Below are 21,639 nucleotides of genomic sequence, written 5' to 3' on the forward strand. Positions count from 1 at the left end.
GTCGCCGACCTGTCTATTTTGATGTATACGAATGAATATAGCACGACATCGGTACGGGCGCTGCGCCGGAACGGGACTTGCAATTCACCGAAGCGAACCCGTCTCTGCGATATGAACGAGGACAATTGTGATGAGATCGATGCGCTTCGTCGCCGCTGCTCTGTGCGCGGCTGCCGCTCTCCTGACTGGCGCAAATGCGCTCGCCGGGAGCGCCAACATCGCCGTGGCCGCCAACTTCACCGAGCCGGCCAAGGAGATCGCCGGTCTGTTCAAGGCCAAGACGGGACACGAATTGGTGCTGAGCTTCGGCGCGTCCGGACAATTCTACACCCAGATCAAGGAGAACGCGCCGTTCGCGATCCTGCTCTCCGCCGACGACGAACGGCCGAAGAAGCTGGTCGACGAGGGCCTCGGCGTCGCCGGGAGCCGTTTCACCTACGCGATCGGCAAGCTCGTGCTGTGGAGCAAGGACCCGAACGCGGTGAAAGGCGAGGAAACGCTGAAGGCGAACGCGTTCAACAAGCTGTCGATCGCCAATCCCGCCGCCGCGCCCTATGGCGCGGCTGCAGTGGAGACGCTGAAGGCGCTCAATCTCTATGAGACGATCAAGCCCAAGATCGTGCAGGGCAACACGATCTCGCAGGCGTTCCAGTTCGTCGATACCGGCAATGCCGAGGTCGGCTTCGTCGCACTGTCGCAGCTGATGCCGAATGCGGGCGGCTCGCGCTGGCTGGTGCCGCAGAACCTCTACAGCGAGATCCGTCAGGATGCCGTGCTGCTGAAGGCATCCGCCGGCAACGAGGCGGCGACCGCGTTCCTGACCTTCCTCAAGACTCCGGAAGCCCGTGCGTTCATCGAGAAGTTCGGCTATGCTCTGGACCCGAAGTCCGGCAGCTGAGCGCTCACGTCGATGAACTTCCAAGGATGAACTTGCACGTCTCGGCCGATATCTGGCAACCGGTCAGTCTGACCCTCGAATTGGCGGCGATCACGACCGTCATTCTGATGATCGTGGGAACACCGATCGCATGGTGGCTGGCGCGGTCGCAGGCGTGGTGGAAGGAGGCGGTCGCAGCCCTGGTGGCGATTCCGCTGGTGCTGCCGCCGACCGTGCTCGGCTTCTATCTACTGGTCGCGCTCGGCCCGAGCGGTCCGGGCGGAGCGCTGGCTTCCTTGTGGGGCGCACGCACCCTCGCCTTCACTTTCCCAGGCCTGGTTATCGGCTCGGTGCTGTTCTCGATGCCGTTCGTGGTGCAGCCGATCCGCAACGCCTTCGAGGCCATGGGCGAGAAGCCCCTGGAAGCAGCCGCCACGCTGCGGGCCACGCCCTGGCGCGCGTTCTGGACGATCGCCGTGCCGCTGGCGAGCCCCGGCTTCCTCACCGGCGCGATCCTCGGCTTTGCCCACACCGTCGGCGAGTTCGGCGTCGTGCTGATGATCGGCGGCAACATTCCCGGCAGGACAAAGGTGCTGTCGGTCGCGATCTACGACTACGTCGAGACCTCGCAATGGACCGAAGCCTCGGTGCTGGCGCTCGGCATGGTCGTGTTCTCGTTCGGCGTCATTCTGACGATGATGCTGATCGAGAAGAAGATGACGCGACGCGCGTCATGAGCACCGTCAAGGTCGATTTCCGCGGTACGCTCGGGCGCTTCGAGCTGAACGCGCGGTTCGAGGTGCCGGCGCGCGGCGTCACCGCGATCTTCGGCCCGTCCGGCTGCGGCAAGACCGCCGTCATGCGCAGCATCGCCGGCCTCAACCGCCTGGACGGACGATGCTCCGTCGCCGGCGACGTCTGGCAGGACGAGAAGACCTTCCGCCCGGTGCACCGGCGCCCGATCGGCTACGTCTTTCAGGAAGCCAATCTGTTCCCGCACCTCTCCGTCCGCCGCAACCTGATGTACGGGCATCCCGGCCCGTCCGGCCCCACCGCCATCGGCTTCGATGAGGTCGTGTCGCTGCTCGGCATTGCCAAGCTGCTGGAGCGCTCGCCGCGCCATCTGTCCGGCGGCGAGCGGCAGCGCGTGGCGATCGGCCGCGCGCTGCTCAGCCAGCCGAAGCTGCTGCTGATGGACGAGCCGCTGTCGGCGCTCGACCAGATCACCAAGGACGAGATCCTGCCCTATCTGGAGCGGCTGCATGCCGCGCTCGACCTGCCGATCCTCTACATCAGCCACGATATCGCGGAGGTCGAGCGGCTCGCCGATCAGCTGGTGCTGATGCGCAATGGCAGCGTCCTGGATTCAGGTCCGCTGTCCGTGCTCCAAGCCGACCTGACACTGCCGCTCGCGCTCTCCCGCGATGCAGCGGTCAGTCTCGACGCCACCGTTCTGAAGCACGACGCCATCGACGGCATGGTGACGCTTGCGGTGCCGGGCGGGCATTTCGTGCTGCCGGCCGAGCCGCTTGCGCCGGGAACACGCCGCCGCCTGCGCGTGCTGGCCGATGATGTCAGCCTCGCCTTGGAAACGCCGAGCCGCAGCACCATCGTCAACGTGCTACGCGCGAAGATCCTGGAAATCCGCAGCCAATCGGACCACCGCGTCACCGCCCTGCTCGGCCTCGGCGAGGACGGCCAGGGTGCACGATTGCTGTCGCGGGTCACCCAACGCTCGTGGAACGAGCTCGGCCTGCAGGCAGGGCTTGCCGTCTACGCCCAGGTCAAGGGCGTCGCGCTGGTGCGCCGCGAAGAGCCCATCGCCTGATCGGCACGCGCCGACCTGCCCCACCATCACGACATGTTGTATAAGCGACAATATAGCATCCGCTGTTATATCCTAGACAATACAGCTCTGGATCAGACAAACCGAGGCATGCCTGCTTTTCCTCAATGCAATGAACAAGTTGATCGGCGCGCAACGATCTGGCCCGCGGCTTGCTCATTCGATCTCGCAACACGAGGTCATCAGCATGAAAGCCGCCGCCGTCACTTGGCATCCGAACTCGCCCAAGCCGCTCGCGCTGGTGCTGGGCACCAACGAGATCGCCTCCGCGATCGCGGCCAAGCTCAACCATGAGCGCTTCGCGCTCGTCCTCTGTCACGACGCCTTTCCGCCGGTGATCCGACGCGGCATGGCCTTCCACGACGTCCTGTATGGCGAGGCCTGCGACATCGACGGCGTGGTCGGCTGCCGGGCCGAGGGCATCGCGGACGTCGTGCGCATTCATCGCGAGCCCAGCCAGGTCGCCGTCACCGGGATGCATCTCACCGACATCATCGCGTTCCGCTATCCCGCGGTCATCGTCGACGCACGGATGCAGAAGCATCTGGCCACGCCGGATCTGCGCGGCGTTGCCGGCATCGCCGTCGGCATCGGACCGCGCTTTGCGGTCGGGCACAATTGCGACATCGCGATCGAGACGCATCCTTGCGAGACCGGCGCGATCGTGGCGCACGGCACCACGCGCGACGCGGACAGCAAGGCGCGCGCGCTCGGCGGCGCCGGCCGCGAGCGCTTCGTCTATTCCAATCAGGACGCCGTCTGGCATACGCCGCTCGACATCGGCACCCGCGTCTACAAGGAACTGCAGCTCGGCTCGCTCGGCGGCACGCCGGTGCTGGCGCCGCTCGATGGCGCACTGCGCGGCATCGCGCGCGACGGTTTGCGCGTGCCGGCCAACGTCAAGCTGCTGGAGATCGATCCGCGCGGCCGCCACGCCGCATGGACCGGCATGGACGACCGCGGGCGATCGATCGCCGCGAGCGTCGTCTCGGCGGTCCACGCGATCATGCAAACCGGTCGGAAGGCGGGCCGCGTCTCCGCCAACGTGTGAGGAGGACTGCCATGGGTGTCGCTGAGGTCGGGACGTGTCAGATCGTGGCGCTGCAGGGCGCTGCGTCCACCGTCATCCAGGAGCTGCTCGATGAGCTCGCCACACGGCTCGCAGGCATCGGGCTGCGCGTCTCCGGCGTGATCGAGAGCAGCGCCGACAAGACCAGGCCGTGCAAGGCCATGATGCTGCGCAGCCTCGACGACGACCGCGTGTTCTCGATCTCGCAGGATCTCGGCCCGGGATCGCAGGCCTGCAATCTCGATCCCGAAGGATTGGTGCTGGCCTGCGCCGCCGTGCAGCAGTCGATCGCGCGCGGCACGGATGTCGTGATCCTCAGCAAGTTCGGCAAGCAGGAGGCGGCGGGAGGAGGCCTCGCCGACGCCTTCGGCTCGGCGATGTCAGCCGGGCTTCCGATCATCACGGCGGTATCGCCCGCGATGATGGAGGCGTGGACGCGCTTCGCCGGCGTGTTCGCCGAATGCGTCCCGGTCGATGTCGCGCGCCGTCCCGGCTGGATCGAGGCGTGGTCCGGCCGCATGGTGACAGCGCGAAGCCCGCGTGACATGATCGGCTCACAACGCGAGCGGATCGGAATAGGATGAAGCGCGAAGCTCAGATCGCATTGACCATCACTTTCGGCAACGGCGGAAGTCTGTCGCCCGAAGATCTGCTGCTGATCGACTTCATCCGCCGGGAGCGCTCGATCCTCGGCGCCGCGCGCGCGAGCGGCATCTCCTACCGCAAATGCTGGCTGATGGTCGATGCGCTCAACCGCACCTTCGAGACGCCGGTGTTCGAGACTCATCCGGGGCGACGGGGCGGCGGCGCCGAGATCACGCCGTTCGGCGAGCGGCTGATCGCGCTGTATCGCTCGATGGAGCGGCGCACCCGCACGGCCACCGCCGCGGCGCTCGCTGAGCTGCAGAAGGCTACCGATCCCCGCTATCAGAAGCGGGCCAGCGGCGCGGCCGAGGCAGCTCCGAAGGCCGAACCGCGCCGGGTCCGATCGCGACGCTCTTGATCATCGCCCAGGCCGACAGATCCGGCTCCAACGCCAGCCGCTCGACGGACTCCAGCGTGACCAAGGCGTGCAGCTTCGTCGCACCGAGATCGAACGTCACGCGCACATAGGGCGGATCGAGCGGCAGGATCTCCTCGATCCGGCCGGGCAGCCGGTTGGTGATCGAAACATCCATCGGCCGCGACAGCGCGATCGACACGTCGCGGGCCTCGATGGTCACGGAGACGCCGGCGTCGATCGCGGCGTCGACCATCGGAACGCGCAACTCGCCGTCGGCGAAGAACAACGTCGACATGCCATATTGCGGATCATGGCGCAGCACGCGCGCAGGCACCGTCGTGCTGAGAACGACGGACGAGGCTGAAGACGATGCAGACGAGCCGGTCATCGCGCGGCAGCCTCCACAGCCTCAAGGCCGGTCGTGATCGTACAGGACGCGAACGCGGATCGTGCCCTCCACCGCGCGCAGCTCCGACAGCAGCGCCTCGCCCTCACCGCCGACCACGTCGGTCTCGAGCACGACATAGCCGACCTCGGGATCGGTTTGCAGATATTGCGCGAGGATGTTGATGTTGTGCCGCGATACCGCCTCGTTGACCTGGCGCAGCACGCCGGGCACGTTGCGATGAACGTGGATGAAGCGCGTGCCCGTCGGGCGCGCCGGCAGTTGCACCTGCGGGAAGTTCACGGCGCCGAAGGTCGAGCCGACATCGGAATAGTCGATCAGCTTGCGCGCGACCTCGCCACCAATTCGGTCCTGCGCCTCCTCGGTGGAGCCGCCGACATGCGGGGTCAGGATCACGTTGGGCAGGCCCTGCAGCGGCGAGACGAACGGATCGGCGTTCGATGCCGGTTCGACCGGAAACACGTCGACGGCAGCACCTGAGAGCTTGCCCTCGCGCAATGCGCTGGCCAGCGCCTCGATGTCGACCACCGTGCCGCGCGAATTGTTGATCAGATAGGCCCCGTCCTTCATGTGACGGATCTGGCGCTCGCCGATCATGTTGGCGGTCGCCGGCGTCTCCGGCACGTGCAGCGACACGACGTCGCTCATCGCCAGGAGCTCGTCGAGGCTCTCGACCGGCTCGGTGTTGCCGTGACGGAGCTTGTCGGTGAGATCGAAGAAGATCACCCGCATACCCATGGCCTCGGCGAGGTTCGACAGCTGCGAGCCGATGTTGCCATAGCCGATGATGCCGAGCGTCTTGCCGCGCACCTCTCGGCTGCCATTGGCCGACTTGTCCCAGCCGCCGGCATGCGCCGACACCGAGCGCGGGAAGATGCGGCGCATCAGCATCACGACCTCGGCGATCGTCAGCTCGGCGACGCTGCGGGTGTTCGAATAGGGCGCATTGAATACGGGGATGCCGAGCCGCTTCGCGGCATCGAGATCGACCTGGTTGGTGCCGACGGAGAAGCAGCCGACCACCATCAGCCGGTCGGCGGCCTGCAGCACATCGGCGGTGAGATGCGTCCGCGAGCGAATGCCAAGCATGTGCACGCCCGACAGCATACGCTTCAACTCCGCCGAACCGAGCGCCTTCGGCAACCGCTCGATTTCCGTATAGCCGTTGGCCTCGAACATGCGGACGGCCGAGTCGTTCACGCCCTCGAGGAGCAGAACGCGGATCTTTTGCTTGGGAAGCGATAACGGCATGGGCCTGGCCTGATCAGTCGTGGATGTGGCGTAGTGTAGCGGTTGTTACAGTCGCGATGCGTTGAAACTTGGTGAATGCGACGCGGCAGGGTCGCTTTCTGTCGCTTTCTCAGGGTCTTGTCCACTCCGTCGCGGCCTTTTGACCGGCGATGCAAAATCAGCGCCTGGCATACCGGCCGCACCGCACGGCCCGCACTGCACGGCCCGCACTGCAACAACCGCAGATCGCTGTTTTGGCTGCTGACAAACCATGCGAGCAGAGCTAGCCTTTCTTCCAATCACAAAATCATCGGGAGGTCAGCATGTCAGACGGGGTTGTCGAGACACGCGCGTCGGAGGTGTCGGGCGGTGAAACGCAGACGGTCGATGTCGCCGTCGTGGGTGCCGGATTTGCGGGACTTTACCTGCTGCACCGCCTGCGCAAGGCGGGCTTCTCGACCGTGGCTCTGGATACGGCCAACGATGTCGGCGGCACCTGGTACTGGAACCGCTATCCCGGCGCGCGCTGCGACATCCAGACCGTCGACTACAGCTACACCTTCGATCCCGCGCTCGAGAAGGCCTGGCAATGGTCGGAGAAATACGCCACCCAGCCGGAGATCCTGCGCTATCTCGGCTTTGTCGCCGATCGCTACGATCTGCGCCGCGACATCCGCTTCGGCACCCGCGTGCTCGGCGCCTCCTGGGATGACGCCAAGGAGCGCTGGCTGCTGACGACCGACAAGGGCCCCGCCGTCTCCTGCCGCCACTACATCATGGCGACCGGCTGCCTGTCGCAGCCGAAGCCGCCGGAGATCGACGGCGTGCACGACTTCAAGGGCGAGATCTACTTCACCAGCCGCTGGCCGCATGACGGTGTCGACCTCCGCGGCAAGCGCGTCGCGGTGATCGGCACCGGCTCGTCCGGCATCCAGTCGATCCCGATCATCGCCGAGCAGGCAGCACAGCTCACGGTTTTCCAGCGCACGCCGAACTTCGCACTGCCGGCGCATAACGGCCCGCTCCCGGCCGATCGCGCCGCGCAGCTCGCAGAAGATCGCAACGGGCTGCGCGAGCAGGCGCGCTGGTCGATGGCTGGCGTGCCGATCCCGCCGGCCACCGACTTCAGCTGGGCGTTGAGCGAGGCCGAGCGCCGCGAACGCTTCGAGAAGCTGTGGGCGTCGGGCGACCTCGTCGGCATGCTGACGCAGCTCTGGGCCGACCAGGGTGTCGACCCCGACGGCAATGCGCTGCTCGCCGACCTCATCCGCGAGAAGATTCACGAGATCGTCAAGGATCCCGAGACCGCCGCCGCGCTCACGCCTCACGACCATCCGTTCGGCGCCAAGCGCCCGTGCTTGGACACCAACTACTATCAGACGTTCAACCGCCCCAATGTCACGCTGGTCAATCTGCGCCAGGAGCCGATCACATCCATCACCGCTGATGGCATCAAGACCGACAGGCGCAGCTTCGACATCGACGTCATCGTGTTCGCGACCGGCTTCGATGCCATGACCGGTGCGATCCGCGCCGTGCATCCGATCACCGGGCGCGGCGGCAAATCGCTGGAGGATGTCTGGGCCAACGGACCGCAAACCTATCTCGGGCTCACGGTCGCAGACTTTCCCAATCTGTTCCTGATCACGGGTCCCGGCAGCCCATCGGTGCTGTCGAACATGGCGGTCTCGATCGAGCAGCATGTCGACTGGGTCGTCGATCGTCTCGTCGCCCTGCGCGAAGCCGGGTTCACGACCATCGAGGCCACGGAGACTGCGCAGGCCGGCTGGGCACGCCACATGGCGGACTGCGCGACCGTGACGCTGCATCGGCTCGCCAACACCTGGTACACTGGTGCCAACGTGCCGGGCAAGCCGCAGACCCTGATGCCCTATACTGGCGGCGTCGGCCCCTATCGCGGCATCTGCAACGAAATCGTCAGCCGCGGCATGCTCGGCTTCAAGCTGTCAGGTCCGAACGGCGCGTCCCAATGCAATGACGGCGAGATCGTGCGGCTGCAGCCGGATGTCAGGCTGGTGCTGAACATGCTGGCCGAGATGAACTTGCCGCCGATCGAATCGATGGGCGCGGCTGGCGCCCGCGAATTCGTTGCGCAGTTCAACGCGACGAGGCCGCCTGGACGTCCCGTTGGCGAAGTCAAGGATGGCACATTGCAGGGCGCCGACGGTCCCCTGCCCTATCGGCTGTATCGGCCGGCGACGCCCGGGCCGCATCCGATCGTCGTCTACTTCCATGGCGGCGGCTGGGTGCTCGGCGACGAGCAATCGGACGATCCATTCTGCCGCGACATGTGCCGCCGCTCCAACATGATCTTCGTCAGCGTCGGCTATCGCCATGCGCCCGAGCACCGCTTCCCGGCGGCGGCCGAGGACGGCTATGCGGCGACGCGCTGGGTGGCCGAGCACGCCGCCGAGCTCGGCGGACGCGACGGACCGGTGCTGGTGGCCGGCTGGAGCGCCGGCGGAAACATCGCTGCGGTCACTTGCCAGCTCGCGCGGGATCGCGGCGGGCCTCTCGTCGGCGGACAGTTGCTGGTCTGCCCGGTGACCGATTGCAGCTTCGATCGGCCGTCCTACACCGACAACGCGGCCGGCTACTTCCTGACGCGCGGCCTGATGTACTGGTTCTGGGACATCTACTGCTCGCCGGCGGATCGCACCGATCCGCGCGCGTCGCCGTTGCGGGGCAAGCTGCAGGGCCTGCCGCCGGCCTACATCGTCACCTGCGAGTTCGATCCGCTGCGCGACGAGGGCGTCGCCTATGCGGAGGCGCTCGCCGCCAACGGCGTGCCGGTCGGGCAGCTCAAGGCCCACGGCCACTTCCACTCGTCGTTCACGATGGTCGACGTCGTCATCACCGGCGTCGGCGGCCGCATGCAGATGGCGGAGGCGCTGCAGGCATTCACGCAGTCTGCGGAAGAAGGCGAATCGCCGGAGATCAACGCCGCCGCCAGCTGACCAGCGGAGGCTGCGGCCGAGACGTATCGCGACGGCCCGCAACTTTGCGGGTCGTTGCCGCAACACGCAGCTTGCGCCGGATCGCCCACGCTGTCACCGAGACGACGAGCCACGCCGTCGTTGCGGCGACGAAGGCGGCCGCGACGCTTGACTGAACCAGCGTGGAGAATACGGCCGCGAACGCCAGCATGCCGAGACTGCCGAGCACTGCACCTGCGGTGTCGAGTGCAGCCGCTTCGCGTCCGCGCCGCTCGCCGGAGAGTCCCTGACGGCGCTTGCGCCTGATCTCGTGCGCCTCGATCAGGGTGACGCTGGCACAGAAGATCGCCGGCAATGCCAGGAAGAGGCCGCCGATCGCAGGACCGAAGGCTTTGGCAATGAGCCCGGTCGCGACTGTGGCGGCGCCGCCCAGCGCAAAGCGGATGACGTATTCGTGCCACTTGCCGTCCTTCAGCGCCGAGGGCGAGATGCAGATCAGCATCACGCCCCTCCGGAGAAGACCGCCTGCAGTCCCAGCGCTGCGACCAGCCACACGGCCGTTGCGAGCAGGCTCGCGCTCAATGCGCGCATATGCTGCCGCATCAGCAGCCGGCACACGGTCATGCTATAGAGACAGAGCGCGGCTGCGCCGAACATCATCGAATGGCTCTGGACCGCCGCATAAGCGGCATCATGCGTGACAACCGCAACGCCCAACGTCGCCAGCGCGACCGAGGGCGCTGCTCCGAACAGGCCGGCAAAGCTCTTCGGACGCAACACATCGCCAATTATCGCGAATGTCGAAACGATGACGCAGCCGATCAGGAAGCGGATGACGGATTCGGTCATATCCGGCTTGCTCCCGGTTGTTCGTAGCCGGTCCATGCGCGCAAGCTGCGCTCGAGGGCAGCGCCGAGCATGAATCCGACAACGACGTCGCTGGCCCAATGCGCAAGCAGCATCACGCGCGTGACGCTGAGCCCGACGGCAGCACTCCTCACCGCAATCCTTGCGCGTGCCGGCAGCGGACCGGCGGCGGAGTAGAGCGCACCCATGTGCAGCGCATGTCCCGAGGGAAAGGCGTCCTGTGCATGGCCGGACGGCGCCACGCCGTTGAGATGGCCGCGCAAGGTGGTGCGATCCGGCCGGGTCTGATCGAAGATCGCCTTCAAGGCATGCGGCAGAGCCGAGCCGCAACCGTGACCAGCAATGCATGAGTGGTCGTCGCGCGAACGCGGCTGCTTTGGCCGCGCGTCACCAGCCAAGCCACCGATGTCAGGGCCAACCACACCTTCTCGTCCGCACCCCACGCGAGGCCGCGTGCGAGCTTTTGCAGCCACGGCTCCGTGGTTCGTGCAGCTACGTCCGCAATGATGCGGTCCGCCTTGGTCGGCTCGACGTGGATGGCCGTGGCGGAACTTTGCTTGAGAAAGGGCACCGAAATTGCCGGTGTGATCTTCTTCCCGATGGCGCGGATCATGGCACTTGCCAAGGACGAACGATATGTTCACCTACAACGCCGAGCCCTCACCACGGGTTTCAGGAACAGTCACGAAACTGTCACGAGTTACCAGCTCAGCCCTGATCGCGAATAGTCTCGTCATACGCCTTGACCGAGGCGCGAGCTGTCTCCCGCACATCGCTCGCGCTCATGCCCGGCTTGTACAGGCTCGAGCCGAGACCGAAGGCGCGCACGCCGACGGCGACGTAGGAGGCGAGCGTCTTGTCCGACACACCGCCGACGGCGCCGACCACGACGCCTTTCGGCAGGACGGCAAGTTGCGCTGCAATCCCCGACGGACCGAGCACCGACGCCGGAAAGTATTTCAGGGCCGAGGCGCCGCAACGCAAAGCAAGAAAGGCCTCCGTCGGCGTGAAGACCCCGGGCATGGTGACCATGTCGTAGGCCTGCGCCGTCGCCAGCACTTCGACATCGACGTTGGGGCTGACCATCAGACGCCCGCCGGCCTCCGCGACACGCACGCAATCTGCGGCATTGACGACCGTCCCTGCACCGATCAGGCAGTCCTTGCCGAACCGGGCGGCGAGACGCTCGATCGAGACGAACGGTTCCGGCGAGTTGAGAGGAACCTCGATCAGCTCGAAACCGGCTTCGATCAGGACATCGACGATGGCCTCGGACTCGTCGGGTTTGATACCGCGCAGGATCGCAACCAGCGACCGCTTGACATGCGGCCAGGCAACGGACTTTGTCATGGTCGGAAACGCGCTCCCCAGATCTGCCGCGCGGCCTTGACCAGGCCGCGCCGGGACGCCTGCTCGGCATCACATTCGTTCACGTCGAAACCAGCAGCGGCCAGCGCCGCGCGATAGAGCCGGCCGAGCCGGCCCGCTCCGATCAACCGGAGTGGAAGCTCGGCGCCAAACCGCGCCCGAGCGTCGGCGATCTCACTGCCGATCAGAAGCCCGGAGAGCCTCGCAGCCCCATCGGACCGCTGCTCAAAACCGAGGAGCTGGGCTGCGCGCAGCCGGAACAGCGCATTGGTCAGTGCCGTCGGCGCGGCAAGCGACGCTGCGAAGCTCTCGCGGAACGCCGCGTCGTGCTCGACGGCCGAGGCCTCCGGTTCGACGGCGTGCATCAAAATGCTATGTTGAGAGACGACCGCGAACAGCTCGCCGGTCATGTAGGTGGCAAAGTCGATCACAGCGCCGGCATCGATCCGGATCCATTTGCTGTGGGTGCCCGGAATGCAGACGATCCCGGTGAAGTCCGGCTCGGTGACGCCGAGCAGCTGGGTTTCCTCGCCGCGCATCACGTCCGGCTGATCCGCCCGCGCCTGCGCCAGTCCCGGCAGAATCCTGACGTCGCCATCCGTGTCGACGCCAATCGCGCCGGCATGCAGCGCCTCCAGCCGGGTGGGCGTGTGCAGATAAGGCGCCTCGACCCAGCCTTGCCGCGCGCCGGCCATGCCGCAGATCAGCACCGGAACATCGGCCGGCGCGCCGAGCTTCGCCAGATGGTCGCGCAGCACCGGCGCGAAGCCAGATGTCGCGCAATGCAGCATGCCCTCGCTACCGCGGCTCTCGGCCAGCTCCGTCCCGTCTCCGGCCATCAGCCAGGCGCGGAAGCTGGATGTCCCCCAGTCGACGGCGACAAGGGCCGGCGTTGCTGACGAATAGACGGCGGTCACACCCTGCTCCCGATCACTTCGACATCTGGCAATGCCATGCCGCGCGGGCCGCGCAAACAACAAATTGCGCGGTGCACGATTATGCACGTTGTTATTCTTGTTTATGCCTGATATGAGGACGGCCATGTCAGACCTTCCACTGGCGCGCCGCGACCAGATCGCCGGCCGCCTCTCGGCGGGGCACGCGGTCGTCGCGGCCGCCCTGGCCCACGAATTCGGCGTCTCCGAGGATGCCATCCGGCGCGATCTTCGTGCGCTTGCCGCCGAAGGACGCTGCCGCCGGGTGTATGGCGGCGCATTGCCGATCGCCGGCGGCATGACACCGATGGCGGCGCGGATCGGGCAAGATCGCGAACGCAAGCTGGCGCTCGCCCGGACGGCCGCCCGCGGCATCGCGCGTGGCGAATTTCTCTTCCTCGATAGTGGCAGCACCAATCTCGCCCTCGCTGAAGTCCTGCCCGATGATTTCGATCTCACCGTCGCAACCAACGCCATCGACATTGCCGCAACCGTGCTGCACCGGCAGGACCTGCAGCTGACCATGATCGGCGGCTCCGTTCACCCCGCAGTCGGCGGCAGTGTCGACGCCGACGCCCTCATGCAGGTGCAGCGCTTGAACATCGACCGCTGCTTCATCGGCGTCTGCGCTGTATCGGCGCAAGGCGGCATCAGCGCGGTTGATCCGACTGACGCAGCATTCAAGCGGACGCTGCTGTCGCTGAGCCGCGTAAGCGTCGCAATGGTCACCAACGAGAAGCTCGAGACCCGAGCCCCCCACCGTATCGCCGGCGCCAAGACCATCAGCCAGCTCACCGTCGAGCATGATGCGCCGGCGGCCCGCCTCGCCCTGCTCAAACGGGCGGGAGCCGCCATCATGACGGCCGCCCCGCCGGTGTGACGGCGCCCTTCAGAAAGTCAGGGATCTTCCAAATGAGTTCTGATCACAGCGCGGCGCGGCTCGCGACCCGCCTGGCCTTCTTCGTCGCCGGCTTCGGCATCGCCTGCTGGGCACCGCTGGTGCCGTTTGCCAAACAGCGGCTCGGCGTCGATGATGCGACGCTCGGGCTGCTACTGCTCTCGCTCGGCGTGGGCTCAGTCGCATCGATGCTGGCCGCCGGACTGCTGACCGCCCACTATGGCAGCAAGCCGGTCGTCATCGTCAGCGGCATCGCTCTCGCGCTGTTCCTGCCGCTGCTGGCGATCGCAGCAACGCCAGCGACTCTCGCACTCGCATTGTTCGCCTTCGGTGCGGCGCTGGGCTCGCTCGACGTCGCGGTGAACATCCAGGCGATCGACGTCGAGCGGCTGAGCGAACGTCCGCTGATGTCAGGTTTCCATGCCCAGTTCAGCATCGGCGGCTTCGCGGGCTCCGGCGTCATGACCGCGCTGCTCGCGTTCGACGTCGCGCCGCTGCTCGGCACGCTCGCCTGCTGTGCCCTCGCCCTGGCCGCGATGATCGTGGCTGCCCCGCGACTGATGGCGAGCAAACCCGCGCAATCGGGGCCTCTGCTCGTGCTTCCGCACGGCGCGGTGCTGCTGCTGGCGGCGCTCGCCGCAATCATGTTCCTGGTCGAGGGCGCGATGCTCGACTGGAGCGCGCTGCTGCTCGCCGGTTCCGGCCGCCTGCCGGCCGCGCAGGCCGGATTGGGCTACATCATGTTCTCGATCGCAATGACCGCAGGGCGCCTCGTCGGTGACGCCGTGGTTGCACGGATCGGTGATCGCGCAACGTTGCTCGGGGGCAGCGCCACCGCCATCGCGGGCTTCGTCCTGCTGCTCACGGCTCCGTGGGTTGCTGCTGCCATGGCGGGCTTTGCGCTGATCGGCCTCGGCGCGTCGAACCTGGTCCCGGTGCTGTTCCGCCGAGCCGGGGCGCAGACCGCCATGCCGGTCGGGCTGGCCGTCGCGGCCGTCACCACCGCAGGCTACTCAGGCGTGCTGCTGGGCCCCGCAGGCATCGGCTTCATCGCCGCAGCCACCAGCCTGCCGGCCGCATTCTGGATGTTGGCTGCGCTGCTGGTGATCGTGCTGCTGAGCGCGCCGTTGGCCGCGAGCACGCAGCCTTAGGAACGAGGAGCGCGGCGCCGGCTTGACCCGGCATCTCATGCCTCGGCCGTTCGTCTGCACGAAGCGACGTCGTCTATCGCTGAGCTGCCGATCTCACGCCGGAGTCGAGCCATCTTGGAGCACGCTCTCGCGCATTTCCTGATAGCGCGCACCGGTCTGCGGCTTGACGAACAGCGCCGCGACGATCGGATGCCGCGCCCTCAGCTCGCTCTCGATCGCAACCACGGCGCGCTCAATGTCGTCGGCGCGCTGATCGTCCGCAAACTCGATGCTCAGCGCGACAACGACATGCTGCGGTGACAGCTGCACCGTGAGCAGGCCATTGGCTGACTTGACGCCCTTCCTCTTGCGCGCGATGTCGAGGATCGAACGCGCCAGCTCCGGGTCCGCCGGCTCGCCGATCAGGAGACTCTTGCTCTCCCGCGCGAGCACCATCGAGGTCGCCGCAAGCAGCACACCGATCAGGATCGATCCGATGCCGTCCCATGCCGGCTCATCGAAGGCGACGGCCGCAGCCATCGCGGCAGCAGCAATCACGATGCCGATCAGTGCCGCGCTGTCCTCGAACACGACCATGAAGGCCGGCGGGTCCTTGCTGCGCCTGAACGCCTCGAGATAGGAGAGACCCGGCGCAGCCGAGCGAAACCGCCGCACCGCCACCCACCAGGAGCCTGCCTCGAACACGAAGGAGAGCCCGAGCACGACGTAGTTCACCGTCGGGTCTTCGATCGGCAGCGGATGCATCAGGTGCGCCACGCCTTCGTACAGCGAGACGCCGGCGCCCAGCGCGAACAAGAGCAGCGCAACGATGAAGCTCCAGAAATAGAGCTCACGGCCATGGCCGAGCGGATGCCGCTGGTCGGGCGGACGGCTTGCGCGATGAAAGCCGTAGAGCAGCAGCAGTTCGTTCGAGGTGTCGACGGCGGAGTGGATCGCCTCGCTCATCATGGCCGAGCTGCCGGTCCACACCGCCGCGGCGGTCTTGGTGCAGGCCACGAGCAGATTGCCGGCAAGCGCGGCATAGACGGCAACCTTGGAATCCGCGTTTGCCGCCATGTCGCCTGCCTGTTCTCTTCTCTGCGCTCGTGCGCCGGGCAACGCGAGCTGCGGGGCATCGGTTCCCTTGGCGCGCTTGCGGACGTCGTCGCGCCGGAGCAGGATCGCCCGATCCGCAACGGAGCAGAGTGATGATGGCGCCGAGAGATCAGGCGAGAGACGGACAGAGGCAAGCCGGCGCCCAAGACCGGGACACACATTTCCTGCGGCACAGCTTCGCCATCGCCCGCCGCGCGACGTCCAACGGCAATCATCCATTCGGAGCGGTGCTGATCGCTGCCGACGGCCGCGTTCTGATCGAGGCTGAGAACGGCTACATGCCAGCTCATGACGCCACGGCCCATGCCGAGCGGCTGGTCGCGACCCAGGCCTGCGTTTCGATAGCGCCCGAGATCAGGGCGGCGGCCACGCTGTATTCATCGGCAGAGCCGTGCGCGATGTGCGCGGGCGCCATCTACTGGGCCGGCATCGGGCGCGTGGTGTACGGCCTCAGCGAGCGGCGACTGCGCGACCTCACCGGCAACCATCCGGAGAACCCGACGCTCGATCTGCCGTGCCGCGACGTGTTCGCGAGCGGCCAGCGTGCGACCGAAATCGTCGGCCCCCTGCTGGAGGAGGAAGCCGCGACGCTGCATGAGGGAGCCTGGGACAAATGAAGCAGGCGCCGCGACCGGAGGCGCGGCGCCCGCTTGCGTGGCTCGATCGATATCAGAACTTCACGGTCACGCCCGAATACAGCGACGACTCGGTGCAGGCGCCCGTGGCGACACGGGTGCCGCCGACACCGGCGACGGAACAGCCGACCGCGTTGTTGTGGTCGAGGCCGAACTTGTTCTGCCAGTAGCGATAGGCCACCCAGACGTCGATCAGGTGGCTCTGCTTCTCACCCCACATCGCCTTCGACGCATCGAAGGTCAGGCGGATCGGCTCGGAATTGAACTCGATCTTGGTCGGATAGACGCCGTTCGCGACGCTCGCCGGGAGCGGCTCGGTGTCGGTGCCCTTCTTGCCGTACCAGCCGGCGCGGCCCGAGATCGAGAAGAACTGCATGCTCTCCGGCAGGAAGCCGAGATCCATGTAGTAGTTGGTCTCGACGGCCCAGGTCGGCTTGAACGAGGTATTGCCGTCATTGATGCAGGGGTTCGACCAGCCGGCCCCGCACTGCGAGAACGAATTGTGGTTGGCGAACTCCCAATACATCAGGGGAGCGACGTTGAAATAGCCCTTGTAGGGCAGGTTGAACGCGAACTGCAGGCCGGCAACCACGTCGCGTTTGGCGGCGCCGAAATAGCGGTTCTCGGTATTGGCATCCATGCCCACTTCGAACGAAATGTTCTGCAGCGGGCCCATCGTGAAGGCCTTGGTGTTGAAGATCTGGTTCCAGCCGAAGGTCGAGCGGAACAGTCCGTAGATTTCGGTCGCACCGGCACAGCTCGCCGGCGTGAAGGCGAAACCTGCGTTGGGCGACACGATCCCGCCGGTCTGCGTGCACGGCCCAGCCGGGTCGTTGTGGTCCGACTTGAACAGCGAGATCGTGAAGAAGTTGGTGCCGTAACCCCAGACGTCGAAATGGGTGAACGAGTAGACCTGCTTGGCGGTCTTGGCGTTGAATGTGCCGTTGCCGTTGACACTCCATGCACCAGGCTGGCTGGCATCGAAGATATAGGAGTAGCTGACGCGATTGTCGACGACGAGGAAGAACGGCACCTCGGCCGGCGCCTTCTTCGCGATCGCCTTGGCGGGCAGGTCAGCGGCCCCCGCTGCACCGACCGACGTCAGCGCTGCCGCGCCCAGTGCGACGACCGCCGCGATTGTTTGACGTAACGACATTCAGAACACCCCCAGTTGACAAGCGCCGATTCCCGACTTGCATGCACAGTTGCGCCGTTCCACGGGTGGGAGAAGCCTCAACTTTCTCCAGGACTTGCCCGCAGTTTGATCAAGGTTCCGTCGTATTGCAGCGGCGACGACATCGGTCGCGAGCTTGGGCATGGGACGATTGGCCGCGGCCACGATGCTCCCAGACTCCGATCTTGCGGCTTCACATTGCTGAAGTTTTTCCGAAGAGCCCCGCCTGCCCTTCCGCGCGCGTTCGCGGCAACGCGCGAGCGCAAGCGCGCCCCTGGACGCGCATGGGATGACGCTGCTCATCCAACGGGCAACGTGCTGCGGCGGATCGATTTCCGGCCGGTGTCTCAAAACTGCCACAGAACTTTATCGTTCGCTCCGCTCGACCGATTGCGGGACGTGATGCCTGCAACCACTGGCGCACGGCATTCGCCGATCGCGGCGCGATGGACGCTTGGACAAGAGTTGGGCAGAGGATGGCGCTTTTCGCCTCTTACGCGCCGCGGCAAATTAGATCACAATTGAGGCAGCTTCATTCCCCTGCCCCATGACGCAGCAAATGCCTGACCTCGCGCCGGCCGATCCGACCCCTACGCCTCCGCTCCTGCAGACGATCGGATTGACCAAGCGCTATGGCGACTTCGTTGCCAACGACAAGATCGACATCGAGATCCGGCCACGCGAGATTCACGCCTTGCTCGGCGAGAACGGCGCCGGGAAGTCGACGCTGGTGAAGACGGTCTACGGACTGGTGCAGCCGAGCGCCGGTGAGCTGCGCTGGCAGGGTGTGCCCATCAGGCTGTCCGGTCCCGCGGAAGCGCGATCCCTCGGCATCGGCATGGTGTTTCAGCATTTCTCCCTGTTCGACAACCTCACCGTGGCTGAGAACGTGGCGCTCGGGCTCGATGGCAAGGAGCCATTCAAGGCCATGTCGGCGCGGCTCGCGGACGTCGCGCGTGACTACGGACTGCCGCTCGATCCGAAGCGCGAAGTCTGGCAATTGTCGGTGGGCGAGCGGCAGCGCATCGAGATCGTGCGCGCGCTGATGCAGAATCCGAAATTCCTCGTCCTGGACGAGCCCACCGCCGTGCTGACGCCGCAGGAGGCCGACCAGTTGTTCGTCGTGCTGGAGCGACTGAAAGCGGAAGGCCGCGCCATCCTCTACATCAGCCACAAGCTCGAGGAGGTGAAGCGGCTGTGCGACACCGCCACCATCCTGCGCGGCGGCAGGAAGGTCGCGACCTGCAATCCGAAGCTGGAGACGGCTGCCTCGCTGGCCCGCATGATGGTGGGGACCGAGATCAAGGACGTGAAGCCGCCGGCCGAGCGGCACGCCACCGTGCCGCGTCTGGTCGTCAATGATCTCACCCTCGCCCCCAGCGAGCCGCATGGCGTGGGCCTCAAGAACATTTCCCTCGAGCTGAAGGGCGGCGAGATCCTCGGCATCGCCGGTGTCGCCGGCAACGGCCAGGACGAGCTGTTTGCTGCGTTGTCCGGCGAACGCCTCGTCAAAGAGCCCGGCGCGATCATCATCGACGGCCTCGCCTGCGGCAATCTCTCGATCACCGAGCGCCGCAAGATGGGCGCGGCGTTCGTGCCGGAGGAGCGGCTGGGGCATGGCACCGCGCCGCGGATGAGGTTGTCCGAGAATGCGCTGCTGACCGGACACGCCGCGGGCGACATGGTCCGGCACGGCTTCATCAACGCCGCAGCGACATTGCGGACGGTCGATCTGACGACCGAGACGTTCGATGTCCGCAAGGCCAAGCGCGATCCGGAAGCGGCGAGCCTGTCCGGCGGGAATCTGCAGAAGTTCGTCGTCGGCCGCGAGATCCTGCGCACGCCGGCGGTGCTGGTCGTCAACCAGCCGACCTGGGGCGTCGACGCAGGCGCCGCCGCGATCATCCGCCAGGCGCTGATCGATCTCGCCAGCGCGGGCGCTGCCGTCCTCGTCACCAGCCAGGACCTTGACGAACTGCTCGAGATCGCCGACCGCATCGCGGTGATGTTTCACGGACACTTGTCGGAGGCGCTGCCACGCGCGGAGGCGACCCGGGAAAGGCTAGGCCTGTTGATGGGCGGCGCCAGCCTCGAGAAGGAGGCGGCGCATGCAGCTCGTGCTTGAGAAGCGCGCCGAGCGTTCGCGCACCATCGCGCTGGTTTCGCCGCTGATCGCGATCGGACTGACGCTGGTGACCATGAGCGTGCTGTTCGCCGTGCTCGGCAAGAACCCGATCACCGCGCTCGGCGTCTACTTCATCGCGCCGCTCACCGACGGCTATTCGCTACAGGAGATCGCCGTGAAGGCCACGCCGCTGGTCATGATCGCGATCGGCTTGTCGCTGTGCTACCTCGCCAACGCCTGGAACATCGGTGCCGAGGGCCAGTTCCTGATCGGGGCCGTTGCCGGCAGCTGGATCGCGGTGAAGACGCAAGGCACCGAAGCGGGACACTGGGTGCTGCCGGCGATGCTGGTCGCGGGCGCCGCAGCCGGCGCGCTCTATGCGCTGATCCCCGCGCTGTGCCGCGTCAAGTTCGGCGCCAGCGAGATCCTCATTAGCCTGATGCTGGTCTATGTCGCCGATCTCCTGCTCGACTATCTCGTTCGCGGCCCCTGGCGCGATCCCGCCGGCTTCAACTTCCCCACCACGGCGGAGTTCGATCCGGTCGCCACCGTGCCGGTGCTGATCGAGGGCGGACGCCTGCATCTCGGCAGCATCATCGCGCTGATTGTCGTTGCCGGCGCCTTCGTGCTGCTCGAGCGCACCATCAAGGGGTTCGAGATCCGAGTCGTGGGCGTGGCGCCGCGTGCGGCGCGCTTCGGCGGCTTCAATGCGAACCAGCTCATCCTTCTGACGTTCGCCGTGTCGGGCGCATTGGCCGGTCTCGCAGGGATCATCGAGGTGGCGGGACCCATCGGACATCTGCAGCCTGGCATCTCGCCGGGCTATGGCTTCACCGCGATCATCGTGGCCTTCCTCGGACGGCTCAATCCGGTTGGAATATTGATTGCAGGGCTTTTTCTCTCATTGACGTTCATTGGCGGCGAGCAGGCCCAGATCACGATGAAGATTCCGCTCGATGTGACCAAGGTGTTCCAGGGCATCCTGCTGTTCTACGTGCTCGCCTGCGATTCGCTCATCCTCTACCGTTTCAAGCTCGTCTTCGCCGCGCGGCAGGTGCAAAGTGGTGCTGGTTGAAGCAATCATCCTGTCGGTGCTCGCAGCATCGACGCCGCTGCTGCTGGCGGCCACCGGCGAGCTGGTCACCGAGCGCTCGGGCGTCCTCAACCTCGGCGTCGAGGGCATGATGATCGTCGGCGCGGCCTGCGGCTTCGGCGGGGCCTGGCTGTCCGGCTCGATCATCGTCGGCGCGCTGTGCGGCATCGTCGCCGGCATGCTGATGTCGCTGATCTTCGCGTTCATGACCCTCGGCCTCGCCGTGAACCAGGTGGCGACGGGCCTCGCGCTGACCATTCTCGGCACCGGTCTGTCCGGCCTGATCGGCGCGCGCTTTGTCGGCGAACGCATCAGCACCGCGCCGCACCTTTCCATTCCCGGCCTCAGCGACATCCCGCTGGTCGGCCGTATCGCGTTCGGCGAGGATGCGTTCGTCTATCTGTCGCTCGTCTTGATCATCGCCGTCTGGTGGTTCCTGTACCGCACCCGTGCCGGCCTGGTGCTGCGCGCCTGCGGCGACAACCATGTCTCCGCCCACGCGCTCGGCTATCCCGTGCTGCGCATCCGTTTGCTCGCGGTGCTATTCGGCGGCGGCTGCGCCGGGCTCGCCGGCGCCTATCTGCCGCTGGCTTATACGCCGTTCTTCATCCCCGGCATGACCGCGGGGCGCGGCTGGATCGCGCTGGCGCTGGTCGTGTTCGCATCCTGGCGACCGGGCCGCCTTGTCATCGGCGCCTACCTGTTCGGTGCGGTGACGATCCTGCAGCTGCATGCGCAGGGCGCCGGCGTCGGCATCCCCTCGCAGTTCATGTCGGCGCTGCCGTACCTCGCCACCGTGATCGTCCTGGTGCTGCTGTCGCGCGCCCGCACCGGCGGCTCCACCGCGCCGGCAGCGCTGGGGACGGTGTTCGTGCCGGATCGCTGAACCAATCATCCGGAGCGCCAGCGA

At 66.4% G+C, this 21,639-nt stretch carries 23 protein-coding genes and 1 pseudogene; 14 read left to right on the top strand and 10 right to left on the bottom strand.

The annotated features are described in order from the left end of the window. Positions 1–130 precede the first annotated feature (130 nt). From modA to QW861_RS12990, 6 genes are all read left to right on the top strand, one after another. Positions 131–898, top strand: coding sequence for a molybdate ABC transporter substrate-binding protein (modA, locus tag QW861_RS12965; RefSeq protein WP_316193124.1), 768 nt, complete (start codon positions 131–133; stop codon positions 896–898). Between the two features lie 26 nt (positions 899–924). After that, positions 925–1,614: a molybdate ABC transporter permease subunit gene (gene modB / locus QW861_RS12970; RefSeq protein WP_316171718.1), complete on the top strand. Its 690-nt coding sequence runs from the start codon at positions 925–927 to the stop codon at positions 1,612–1,614. Then, complete coding sequence (modC, locus tag QW861_RS12975) at positions 1,611–2,705, top strand: molybdenum ABC transporter ATP-binding protein (RefSeq protein WP_316193125.1); 1,095 nt, start codon at positions 1,611–1,613, stop codon at positions 2,703–2,705. Before modB ends, modC begins: the two co-directional genes overlap by 4 nt. A 205-nt stretch (positions 2,706–2,910) precedes the next feature. Then, positions 2,911–3,774, top strand: coding sequence for a xanthine dehydrogenase (locus QW861_RS12980; protein WP_316193126.1), 864 nt, complete (start codon positions 2,911–2,913; stop codon positions 3,772–3,774). Positions 3,775–3,785: 11 nt separating this feature from the next. Beyond that, positions 3,786–4,376: a DUF2478 domain-containing protein gene (locus tag QW861_RS12985; protein WP_315750289.1), complete on the top strand. Its 591-nt coding sequence runs from the start codon at positions 3,786–3,788 to the stop codon at positions 4,374–4,376. After that, positions 4,373–4,795 (top strand): LysR family transcriptional regulator, encoded by a 423-nt coding sequence (locus QW861_RS12990; protein ID WP_316171716.1) that lies wholly within the window; start codon positions 4,373–4,375, stop codon positions 4,793–4,795. The genes QW861_RS12985 and QW861_RS12990 overlap by 4 nt, the downstream gene beginning before the upstream one ends. Here the strand turns inward: QW861_RS12990 and QW861_RS12995 are convergent. Next, positions 4,704–5,183, bottom strand: a complete 480-nt coding sequence (locus tag QW861_RS12995) for a TOBE domain-containing protein (protein WP_315717775.1) — start codon at positions 5,181–5,183, stop codon at positions 4,704–4,706. The genes QW861_RS12990 and QW861_RS12995 overlap by 92 nt on opposite strands. A gap of 21 nt (positions 5,184–5,204) precedes the next feature. After that, positions 5,205–6,452, bottom strand: coding sequence for a phosphoglycerate dehydrogenase (gene serA, locus QW861_RS13000; protein WP_315750287.1), 1,248 nt, complete (start codon positions 6,450–6,452; stop codon positions 5,205–5,207). A 302-nt stretch (positions 6,453–6,754) separates the two neighbouring features. Between serA and QW861_RS13005 the strand changes: the two genes are divergently transcribed. After that, positions 6,755–9,409 (top strand): flavin-containing monooxygenase, encoded by a 2,655-nt coding sequence (locus tag QW861_RS13005; RefSeq protein WP_316193127.1) that lies wholly within the window; start codon positions 6,755–6,757, stop codon positions 9,407–9,409. Here QW861_RS13005 and QW861_RS13010 read toward each other — a convergent pair. The 6 genes from QW861_RS13010 to QW861_RS13035 form a co-directional block, all read right to left on the bottom strand. Then, the gene (locus QW861_RS13010; RefSeq protein ID WP_316167619.1) at positions 9,390–9,890 is read right to left on the bottom strand and encodes a DUF3147 family protein; all 501 of its coding nucleotides are present in this window, start codon (positions 9,888–9,890) and stop codon (positions 9,390–9,392) included. The two genes, QW861_RS13005 and QW861_RS13010, sit on opposite strands and share 20 nt — an antisense overlap. After that, positions 9,890–10,237 (bottom strand): DUF3147 family protein, encoded by a 348-nt coding sequence (locus QW861_RS13015; protein WP_316193128.1) that lies wholly within the window; start codon positions 10,235–10,237, stop codon positions 9,890–9,892. Before QW861_RS13015 ends, QW861_RS13010 begins: the two co-directional genes overlap by 1 nt. Continuing rightward, positions 10,234–10,560 (bottom strand): phosphatase PAP2 family protein, encoded by a 327-nt coding sequence (locus QW861_RS13020; RefSeq protein WP_316193129.1) that lies wholly within the window; start codon positions 10,558–10,560, stop codon positions 10,234–10,236. The genes QW861_RS13015 and QW861_RS13020 overlap by 4 nt, the downstream gene beginning before the upstream one ends. Continuing rightward, positions 10,557–10,868 (bottom strand): hypothetical protein, encoded by a 312-nt coding sequence (locus QW861_RS13025; protein WP_316193130.1) that lies wholly within the window; start codon positions 10,866–10,868, stop codon positions 10,557–10,559. The genes QW861_RS13020 and QW861_RS13025 overlap by 4 nt, the downstream gene beginning before the upstream one ends. A gap of 95 nt (positions 10,869–10,963) precedes the next feature. Further along, entirely contained in the window at positions 10,964–11,605 is a 642-nt protein-coding gene (locus QW861_RS13030) for a 2-dehydro-3-deoxy-6-phosphogalactonate aldolase (RefSeq protein WP_315750281.1), read from the bottom strand. Beyond that, positions 11,602–12,540, bottom strand: a complete 939-nt coding sequence (locus QW861_RS13035) for a 2-dehydro-3-deoxygalactonokinase (RefSeq protein ID WP_315750280.1) — start codon at positions 12,538–12,540, stop codon at positions 11,602–11,604. Before QW861_RS13035 ends, QW861_RS13030 begins: the two co-directional genes overlap by 4 nt. Before the next feature lie 124 nt (positions 12,541–12,664). Between QW861_RS13035 and QW861_RS34005 the strand changes: the two are divergent. The 3 genes and pseudogenes from QW861_RS34005 to QW861_RS13045 all read left to right on the top strand — a co-directional run. Next, positions 12,665–12,781: pseudogene (locus QW861_RS34005) on the top strand (DeoR/GlpR transcriptional regulator); the annotation flags it as partial. A 57-nt stretch (positions 12,782–12,838) separates the two neighbouring features. Continuing rightward, entirely contained in the window at positions 12,839–13,438 is a 600-nt protein-coding gene (locus QW861_RS13040; protein WP_410052250.1) for a DeoR/GlpR family DNA-binding transcription regulator, read from the top strand. 32 nt (positions 13,439–13,470) lie between these two features. Then, complete coding sequence (locus QW861_RS13045) at positions 13,471–14,607, top strand: MFS transporter (protein WP_316193131.1); 1,137 nt, start codon at positions 13,471–13,473, stop codon at positions 14,605–14,607. A gap of 93 nt (positions 14,608–14,700) precedes the next feature. Here the strand turns inward: QW861_RS13045 and QW861_RS13050 are convergent, their stop codons facing one another. Then, positions 14,701–15,663 (bottom strand): cation diffusion facilitator family transporter, encoded by a 963-nt coding sequence (locus QW861_RS13050; RefSeq protein ID WP_316193132.1) that lies wholly within the window; start codon positions 15,661–15,663, stop codon positions 14,701–14,703. A gap of 131 nt (positions 15,664–15,794) precedes the next feature. On the opposite strand from QW861_RS13050, the gene QW861_RS13055 reads away from it, so the two are divergent. Beyond that, the gene (locus QW861_RS13055) at positions 15,795–16,319 is read left to right on the top strand and encodes a nucleoside deaminase (RefSeq protein WP_316193133.1); all 525 of its coding nucleotides are present in this window, start codon (positions 15,795–15,797) and stop codon (positions 16,317–16,319) included. Positions 16,320–16,371: 52 nt separating this feature from the next. On the opposite strand, the gene QW861_RS13060 is transcribed toward QW861_RS13055, so the two are convergent. Continuing rightward, positions 16,372–17,493, bottom strand: a complete 1,122-nt coding sequence (locus QW861_RS13060) for a hypothetical protein (protein ID WP_316187224.1) — start codon at positions 17,491–17,493, stop codon at positions 16,372–16,374. A gap of 577 nt (positions 17,494–18,070) precedes the next feature. Between QW861_RS13060 and QW861_RS13065 the strand changes: the two genes are divergently transcribed. From QW861_RS13065 to QW861_RS13075, 3 genes are read left to right on the top strand one after another with little or no spacing between them, the layout of a single operon-like run. Then, positions 18,071–19,636 carry an ABC transporter ATP-binding protein gene (locus QW861_RS13065; RefSeq protein ID WP_316193134.1) on the top strand — a complete coding sequence of 522 codons (1,566 nt, stop codon included), beginning with the start codon at positions 18,071–18,073 and terminating at the stop codon, positions 19,634–19,636. After that, the gene (locus QW861_RS13070) at positions 19,620–20,711 is read left to right on the top strand and encodes an ABC transporter permease (protein WP_316193135.1); all 1,092 of its coding nucleotides are present in this window, start codon (positions 19,620–19,622) and stop codon (positions 20,709–20,711) included. Before QW861_RS13065 ends, QW861_RS13070 begins: the two co-directional genes overlap by 17 nt. Next, positions 20,698–21,615 carry an ABC transporter permease gene (locus QW861_RS13075; protein ID WP_315717789.1) on the top strand — a complete coding sequence of 306 codons (918 nt, stop codon included), beginning with the start codon at positions 20,698–20,700 and terminating at the stop codon, positions 21,613–21,615. Before QW861_RS13070 ends, QW861_RS13075 begins: the two co-directional genes overlap by 14 nt. Positions 21,616–21,639: the final 24 nt, after the last annotated feature.

The organism is Bradyrhizobium sp. SZCCHNRI1029 (genome assembly GCF_032487555.1).
In the GTDB taxonomy this organism is placed as follows: Bacteria; Pseudomonadota; Alphaproteobacteria; order Rhizobiales; family Xanthobacteraceae; genus Bradyrhizobium.

Excerpts from the sequence above, each read along its gene's own strand:
- modA (WP_316193124.1), top strand. The coding sequence starts at position 131 with ATGAGATCGATGCGCTTCGTCGCCGCTGCTCTGTGCGCGGCTGCCGCT.
- modB (WP_316171718.1), top strand. The coding sequence starts at position 925 with ATGAACTTGCACGTCTCGGCCGATATCTGGCAACCGGTCAGTCTGACC.
- modC (WP_316193125.1), top strand. The coding sequence starts at position 1,611 with ATGAGCACCGTCAAGGTCGATTTCCGCGGTACGCTCGGGCGCTTCGAG.
- QW861_RS12980 (WP_316193126.1), top strand. The coding sequence starts at position 2,911 with ATGAAAGCCGCCGCCGTCACTTGGCATCCGAACTCGCCCAAGCCGCTC.
- QW861_RS12985 (WP_315750289.1), top strand. The coding sequence starts at position 3,786 with ATGGGTGTCGCTGAGGTCGGGACGTGTCAGATCGTGGCGCTGCAGGGC.
- QW861_RS12990 (WP_316171716.1), top strand. The coding sequence starts at position 4,373 with ATGAAGCGCGAAGCTCAGATCGCATTGACCATCACTTTCGGCAACGGC.
- QW861_RS12995 (WP_315717775.1), bottom strand. The coding sequence starts at position 5,183 with ATGACCGGCTCGTCTGCATCGTCTTCAGCCTCGTCCGTCGTTCTCAGC.
- serA (WP_315750287.1), bottom strand. The coding sequence starts at position 6,452 with ATGCCGTTATCGCTTCCCAAGCAAAAGATCCGCGTTCTGCTCCTCGAG.
- QW861_RS13005 (WP_316193127.1), top strand. The coding sequence starts at position 6,755 with ATGTCAGACGGGGTTGTCGAGACACGCGCGTCGGAGGTGTCGGGCGGT.
- QW861_RS13010 (WP_316167619.1), bottom strand. The coding sequence starts at position 9,890 with ATGCTGATCTGCATCTCGCCCTCGGCGCTGAAGGACGGCAAGTGGCAC.
- QW861_RS13015 (WP_316193128.1), bottom strand. The coding sequence starts at position 10,237 with ATGACCGAATCCGTCATCCGCTTCCTGATCGGCTGCGTCATCGTTTCG.
- QW861_RS13025 (WP_316193130.1), bottom strand. The coding sequence starts at position 10,868 with ATGATCCGCGCCATCGGGAAGAAGATCACACCGGCAATTTCGGTGCCC.
- QW861_RS13030 (WP_315750281.1), bottom strand. The coding sequence starts at position 11,605 with ATGACAAAGTCCGTTGCCTGGCCGCATGTCAAGCGGTCGCTGGTTGCG.
- QW861_RS13045 (WP_316193131.1), top strand. The coding sequence starts at position 13,471 with ATGAGTTCTGATCACAGCGCGGCGCGGCTCGCGACCCGCCTGGCCTTC.
- QW861_RS13050 (WP_316193132.1), bottom strand. The coding sequence starts at position 15,663 with ATGGCGGCAAACGCGGATTCCAAGGTTGCCGTCTATGCCGCGCTTGCC.
- QW861_RS13055 (WP_316193133.1), top strand. The coding sequence starts at position 15,795 with ATGATGGCGCCGAGAGATCAGGCGAGAGACGGACAGAGGCAAGCCGGC.
- QW861_RS13060 (WP_316187224.1), bottom strand. The coding sequence starts at position 17,493 with ATGTCGTTACGTCAAACAATCGCGGCGGTCGTCGCACTGGGCGCGGCA.
- QW861_RS13065 (WP_316193134.1), top strand. The coding sequence starts at position 18,071 with ATGCCTGACCTCGCGCCGGCCGATCCGACCCCTACGCCTCCGCTCCTG.
- QW861_RS13070 (WP_316193135.1), top strand. The coding sequence starts at position 19,620 with ATGCAGCTCGTGCTTGAGAAGCGCGCCGAGCGTTCGCGCACCATCGCG.